This window comes from Pseudomonas rossensis (genome assembly GCF_039888995.1).
Classification (GTDB): Bacteria; Pseudomonadota; Gammaproteobacteria; order Pseudomonadales; family Pseudomonadaceae; genus Aquipseudomonas; species Aquipseudomonas rossensis.
Genome location: NZ_JBBWCB010000327.1, coordinates 1 through 515 on the forward strand (window position 1 = coordinate 1; position 515 = coordinate 515).

Here is a 515-nt window from a genome sequence, read left to right on the forward strand (position 1 = left end):
CCATCGCCAATGTCGGTACCCTGGTGATCGGAACGAACGGCGCCTACACCTTCACTCCGGCCGCCAACTACAACGGCACGGTGCCGACGGTCAGCTACACCGTCACCGACGGCTCCGGCAGCAATGTCACCTCGACCCTGAACATCAGCGTGACCCCGGTCGACGACAGCTTCACCGACATCAGCGAAACCGTAACCACCAGCGAAGACGCCCCAGTCAACGGCAGCGTGCTCACCGGCACCAACAGCGTTGACGGCCCGGTCAGCGTGCTCAACTTCACCGTCGGTGGTACCCAGTACCAGGCCGGTGAAACCGCGACCATCGCCAATGTCGGTACCCTGGTGATCGGAACGAACGGCGCCTACACCTTTACCCCGGCGGCCAACTACAACGGTGCGGTGCCGACGGTCAGCTACACCGTCACCGACGGCTCCGGCGCTGACGTCACTTCGACCTTGAATATCAGCGTGACCCCGGTCGACGACAGCTTCACCGATATCAGCGAAACCGTGACC

Annotated in this window: 1 protein-coding gene; it reads left to right on the plus strand. The window is 62.9% G+C overall.

Features of this window, described 5'->3' with window-relative positions; genetic code table 11:
• On the plus strand, positions 1-515 hold a 515-nt coding region (locus WLY71_RS30720), incomplete at both ends, for a cadherin-like domain-containing protein (RefSeq protein WP_347806585.1).